Source organism: Hyphomonas sp. (genome assembly GCF_013823385.1).
In the GTDB taxonomy this organism is placed as follows: domain Bacteria; phylum Pseudomonadota; class Alphaproteobacteria; order Caulobacterales; family Hyphomonadaceae; genus Hyphomonas.
Map to the genome: position 1 here is coordinate 1 of NZ_PNMA01000069.1, position 6,174 is coordinate 6,174.

General features: G+C 61.1%; 5 protein-coding genes. All 5 read left to right on the forward strand.

All coding sequences use genetic code 11. The features are described 5' to 3' along the window. Window positions 1-1,053 (forward strand): LuxR C-terminal-related transcriptional regulator (locus C0456_RS19300; RefSeq protein WP_291055845.1); only part of this gene is annotated, 1,053 nt, incomplete at its 5' end. A gap of 140 nt (window positions 1,054-1,193) precedes the next feature. Then, window positions 1,194-2,063, forward strand: a complete 870-nt coding sequence (locus tag C0456_RS19305) for a 3-keto-5-aminohexanoate cleavage protein (RefSeq protein WP_367179318.1) — start codon at window positions 1,194-1,196, stop codon at window positions 2,061-2,063. Between the two features lie 24 nt (window positions 2,064-2,087). Further along, the gene (locus C0456_RS19310; RefSeq protein WP_082744224.1) at window positions 2,088-3,800 is read left to right on the forward strand and encodes a sulfatase-like hydrolase/transferase; all 1,713 of its coding nucleotides are present in this window, start codon (window positions 2,088-2,090) and stop codon (window positions 3,798-3,800) included. Beyond that, window positions 3,797-4,798 (forward strand): LLM class flavin-dependent oxidoreductase, encoded by a 1,002-nt coding sequence (locus C0456_RS19315; protein ID WP_067399144.1) that lies wholly within the window; start codon window positions 3,797-3,799, stop codon window positions 4,796-4,798. Before C0456_RS19310 ends, C0456_RS19315 begins: the two co-directional genes overlap by 4 nt. Window positions 4,799-4,804: 6 nt before the next feature. Beyond that, a partial coding sequence (cofG, locus tag C0456_RS19320; protein ID WP_291055856.1) for a 7,8-didemethyl-8-hydroxy-5-deazariboflavin synthase CofG occupies window positions 4,805-6,174 on the forward strand: 1,370 nt, incomplete at its 3' end.

The window sequence follows — 6,174 nt, forward strand, 5'->3', positions numbered from 1 at the left end:
GGGAAGACCGAAACCGCCAAGCAGTTTCTGCGCGAAGCACAAGAAATTGCCCGTCAACGCGAAGAGGAAGTGCCGGGGCTGGGCGCCTTGCCGGCCTTGCCCATGGCGGAAATCCTCTACGAGTGCGGGGAACTGGAGGAGGCCGGCAGCCTCGTCGATCAGTACATGCCATCCATCCGGCAATGGGGCTTTGTGGACCAGGTGGCGTCGGGATATCTGGTGCGTGCGCGACTTTCCGCCGCGGAGGGCGATCTTGCATCTGCTCTGTCGGTTCTGGAGGAGGCCCACCTAGTCGCCATCGAATGTGGCTTGGACCGGCTCAGGGCGATGGTCGTCTCTGAACAGGTGCGCACCCTTATCAAGAGCGGCCAGTTGGAACAGGCGGAGCAACTCTTCTACTCCTGCGACCTCGTGACCGAAGGGGAGCCTGTTCCGACGCTTAACCCCTCTCGTCTCAACGAATGGCTGGCAATCGCCTGGCTGCGGATCGAGATGCACCGGTTCCGCCTGGTGCGTTCGCGCAAGGTTGCCAGGCGCTGGCTTGAATTCGTCCGGCGGCGCGGGGCCGTGCGCTCGGCCCTTTCGTTCGAGCTGTTGCTGGCGGAAATCGCGGTGCTGGCGGGCAACCGTTCTGAAGCGCGTCGATCTGTCCGTTCGGCTGTCGAACTGGCCGAACCCGGCGGCTGGGTGCGCCCGTTTCTCGATGAGGGCGAAGCAATCGGCTCGCTCATTATCGAAGCATATAGCAGTGGTCCGATCCTGGACAATCCGGTCGACAAGTTTGCAGACCGGCTTGTGCGTTCGCTCACGGGCAATGCCCAGATCGAGGATGAAGAAGGCGAGGAATTCGGTCCGAGTGGAGGCCTTTCCCTGCGCGAAATCGAAATCCTCACACAAGTCAGCGGCGGTTTGCGCAACCGCGAAATCGGTGACCGCCTGGGCCTGACCGAAGGCACCGTGAAATGGTACATGCAGCAAATCTACGACAAGCTTGGCGTGCGCCGTCGCCCGCAGGCCGTGTTGCGCGCGCGCCAGCTGGGGATTTTGTCCTGAGACCCTATCGAAGGTTAGATTGCGCCCTCTTCCGCCGCTCCTACTCATAGGAGAATTGATATTTCTGGCGGGAGAGCATTGTGGCCAAAGGCAAGGTAATCATCAGTTGCGCAGTGACCGGCGCGATACATACGCCAAGCATGTCACCGCACCTGCCGGTGACTGCCGATGAAATTGCCGAAGCTGCCATTGGCGCAGCAGAAGCAGGAGCTGCGATCATTCACCTGCATGCCCGCAATCCGCAGGACGGTCGCCCCGATCAGAACCCCGATCTATACGAGCCGTTTCTGAAGGTCATCAAGCAGCGCAGCGATGCCGTGCTCAACATCACCACCGGCGGCCACCCGTCGATGGCGCTGGAAGAACGGCTACGGCCTGTCACGCGCTTTGCCCCGGAAGTCGCCAGCCTGAACATGGGCTCGATGGGCTTTGGCCTGTTCCCCATGCTAAATCGCTACAAGGACTGGAAGCATGAGTGGGAGCCGGCCACGCTCGAGGCCTCGCGCGATCTCGTGTTCAAGAACACTTACAAGGATATCGAGGGGCTGCTGGAGCTGCTGACTCCGCTTGGCACCCGTTTCGAATTCGAGTGCTACGATACCAGCCACCTCTACAACCTGGCCCATTTCCTTGATCGCGGTTTGGTGAAGGCACCGCTGTTCGTCCAGACCTGCTTTGGTATCCTTGGCGGCATTGGCAGCCATCCCGATGACGTTTCGCACATGAAGCGTACGGCAGACCGGCTGTTCGGCGACCAGTACGAATGGTCCGTACTGGGCGCAGGGGCGCGGCAGATGAGCATCGTCGCCATGGCTGCGGCAATGGGTGGCAATGTGCGGGTCGGACTGGAAGATTCGCTGTGGGCAGGGCCGGGCAGGCTGGCCGAGACAAATGCCGAACAGGTGGCAACGGCAAGGTCTATCGTGGAAAGCATGGGCCTTTCCGTCGCGACGCCTGATGAAGCGCGCCAGATCCTGGATCTGAAGGGCGGCGATCGAACGAATGTCTGATCGTGGCATGATGCAGCCGGTTTCATGACCCTGTTGCGTCTCCTTTTGGCCTGCATGGCTGCGCTTGGCCTGACGGGCTGCGTCAGTGATACCAGGCCATCTCCTGAAGGAACGCCGATTGCCCAGCGCCCGGACGTGCTGGTCATCGTTGCAGATGATCTTGGTTTTTCGGATATCGCGCCATACGGCGGGGAAATTGCCACGCCAAACCTCTCGCGTTTGGCGCAGCGCGGCATTCGGCTAACACAGTTGCACAGTGCCCCCTCGTGTTCGCCAAGCCGGGCCATGCTGTTTTCAGGAACCGACAGCCACGTTGTCGGCCTTGGCCCGATAGCGGAGGCCATTGCACCGCACGATCGCGGCCGGAAGGGTTTTGAAGGGGTGTTATCGAGCCGCGTGGCCTCCCTTGCGGAGCGCTTTGCCGAGAATGGCTACCGCACTGCCATGGCGGGGAAATGGGACCTGGGAATGGAGCAAGGGCAGCGCCCAGCGCAGCGCGGCTTCTCCAGCAGTTTCGCCTTGTTGCAGGGCGCGTCGAACCATTTTGGCTGGGGCGGTTTCAGCCGGGATGGCGATGGCCTGCGCGGCGCAACCTATTTGCTGAATGATACACCATGGACACCGGCGCAGAATTTCTATTCGTCCGATGTATTCACATCAATGCTGATCGACCAGCTTGAAGCGGGCAACGACGTGGCTCCGTTCTTCGCCTACCTCTCGTTCACTGCGCCGCATTCGCCCTTGCAGGCTTTGCCGCAGGATATCGCCCGCTATGCTGATACCTATGCAGACCGGTGGGGCGCACTTGCCCGAAGGCGCGTAGAAGGCATGCATAAGGCAGGGATTCTGCAGTCCCGTTCACCCGATACAGCTGCCCTTTTCGTGCAGTTGCAAAGCCAGTGGGATGCCCTCTCGCCCCAGCAGCGGGCCTTGGAAGCCCGGCGCATGGCGATCTACGCGGCCATGGTGGACCGAATGGATCACAACATCGGCCGTCTACTGGATGCCCTGGAAAGGACGGGGAAACTGGACAGAACGATTATCCTGTTCATTTCCGACAATGATCCTGCCAGTGAAGATCCGCGCCAGTATGCCGTAGTTTCCGGCTTTAGCGAGACTTACGGCAGCGCCGACAATTCGCTTTCGTCCATGGGAAGCGCGGCCAGTTTTGTTCTGCAGGATCCGCGCTGGGCCAGCGCAATTGCCGCACCATCACGCCTGTTCAAGGGCTTTGTTACCGAAGGGGGCACGCGGGTACCAGGTATCCTTGTCGCACCCGGCGTTTCGGCAGGTGCCACCAGTCACGCCGTGACACAATTTCCTGATGTCGCGCCGACTCTGCTGGCCCTGGCCAGTGTTCCCGCCACCGATGACGTTGGTGGGCGAAGCGTTGCCGCGATTACAGGCAACAGCTTCGTGCCATCCTTGTTCGATGCTGCCGTGTTGCCGGATTACGAACCAGTAGCATTCGGGTTCAACCGCCAGGGGCTGGTGCGGTTCGGCCAGTGGAAAGCCGTTCGTCTGGTCGGTCCGCCTGGTGACAGACAATGGCACCTTTATGACACGGCGGCTGACGCAGGCGAACTTCACGACGGGCAAGAACACGATGCTGCGCTTTTCGATAACATGATGTCGGTGTGGCAGGAATATGTGCGCGAGCATGGGCTGAACGAATCGGCGGACCTGCGCCAGACGCCCATGGGCGATCCGGTTCTCCAGAGGGAGAGAGTTCAATGAAACTTGGTGTCTGTTCGATGTGGGGCACCTCGCTCGATCTGTTTCGCAGCGAAGTCAGGCTGGCTGCAGAACTGGGTTATGAACTTGTCACAGTGGGGGATTCGCCATCGGGTTGGCATGAAATGGTCACTTCGATGACGATTGCCGCGCTGGAAGCACCGGGCGCACAGATCGGTTCGCTGGTGACATCGCCGTTCATGCGGCACCCGCTGATTGCCGCAAATGCCTTTGCCACACTTGATGAATTGACTGGCGGCCGCGCTGTCCTGGGCTTTGCCACGGGTGGCAGCACCGTGCTGGCGATCGGTCGCCCGCCGGCCACACAGGCCGAAGTGCGCGCCGAAATTGCTGCCTTGCGCCAATTGTTTGCAGGCGAAGAATTCGAGTGGGAAGGCCGAACGGTCAAATCGCTGCGCTTTGCCCGTAACGTGCCGATCTATTATTCGGCCTTCGGTCCCAAGGCGCTGGCACTGGCCGCGCAGGTGGCCGACGGGGCGATACTGTTTGCAGGCGATCAGCACCTTGACGCAGTCGAAGCCCGGATCGCCATGCTGCGCGATGCGGCAACCAAGGCGGGACGCGATCCCGATGCGCTGGATATCTGGGTTACCAGCTTTATCTCGGTCCGACCCCGGCGCGAGCAGGCCATAGAAGATCTCAAGGCCTTCATCGCGGTCAACGCCCTGGCCTTGCGTACGCCGCAGGCGCTTGCCATGTTGCCAGAGAACGTGCGGCCACTCGTCGAGGCCTTCCAGACGCGGTATGATCCTTCCGAACATGTTGTGGTTGGAGGCAAGAACGTCCGCCTGATGGATGAGATGGGACTGACCGAATTCCTGCAGAATTTCGATACGATTGCCGGCCCCGAAGAGCACGTGGCCGATGTGCTCAAACGGCTGGAGGCAATCGGTGTCTCGACCGTGATCGCCGCCTTGCCAGGGCATGCCGACCCGCTAACCACAATCCGCGGCCTCGCCGCTGCACGAAAGAGAATGTAACGCGATATGGCCGAATGGTGGAACAAAACCGAAGCACGCGACTGGCTGGGCAGGCTGGAGTGCTTTTCGCTGGACGAGCTTTCCTCCGAAGCCGAGGCCAAGACGCTGGCGGCGCATGGCACGCTGGTCACTTATTCGCGCAAGGTCTTCATACCGCTCACGAAATTGTGCCGCGATGTTTGCCATTACTGCACCTTCGCCCATCGTCCTTCACAACTGACAGCGCCATTTTTGGAGCCGGAAGAAGTGCTGGAGATTGCCCGCGCGGGCGAGAAGCGCGGTTGCAGGGAGGCATTGTTCACCCTGGGCGATCAGCCGGAGGCGCGATATTCCGCAGCCCGGCAATGGCTGGAAGAACGCGGTTTCATCAGCACGCTGGATTACCTGGCGCATGTATCGGCGCTGGTGCTGGGAGAGACCAGCCTGCTGCCGCACCTGAATCCGGGCATCATGCAACCGTCCGATTATGAGCGACTACGCCCGGTTTCGGCATCCATGGGATTGATGCTGGAGAGCACGTCGGACCGGCTTTGTGCCAAGGGCATGCCGCACTACGGATCGCCAGATAAGAATCCCAAGGTCCGCCTGCGCGCCATTCGCGATGCGGGCGAAGCGAAAGTTCCATTCACCACGGGGCTGCTGATCGGTATCGGGGAAACCCGGCTGGAGCGGGTAGAAGCCCTGCTGGCCATTCGCGACTTGCACGCGCGCTATGGCCATATCCAGGAAGTGATCATCCAGAATTTCCGCGCCAAAGTGGATACGCTGATGGCCAATGCGCCCGATCTTGGCCTCGATGAACACCTGTGGACGATCACCGCCGCACGGTTGATCCTGCCAGCCGAGATGGTGGTGCAGGCTCCGCCAAATTTGCAGCCGGGAGAACTTGGCAAGCTTATCCGTGCAGGTGTCAACGACTGGGGCGGCGTTTCTCCGGTCACGCCGGATCATGTCAATCCCGAGGCACCCTGGCCACATCTTGAACAACTGGAAACGCAAACCGAGAACGCCGGTCGCCTCTTGCGCCAGCGACTGGCCATTGGCCCGCTGTTCGCGCGCGATCCGGGGGTCTGGGTGGACAAAGCCCTGCAGCGACGCATCCGCCAGGCAACCGATGCACGGGGCTTGCCACGTGACAGTGATTGGCACCCTGGCACGGGAGAGCCGCTGCCCGAGGCGCCATTGCTGGTGAGCATGGCCAGCGACATGGAAATCCGCATTGCCCTGGGCCGCGTGGAGCATGGCGAGGAACTGAACAGCAGGCAGATTGCGCGGCTGTTCACTGCCGAAGGCCGCGATTTCGAGCGGATCTGCCGGTTTGCCGACGAACTGCGCAGCGACCGGGTGGGCGATGCCATCACCCACGTGATCAACCG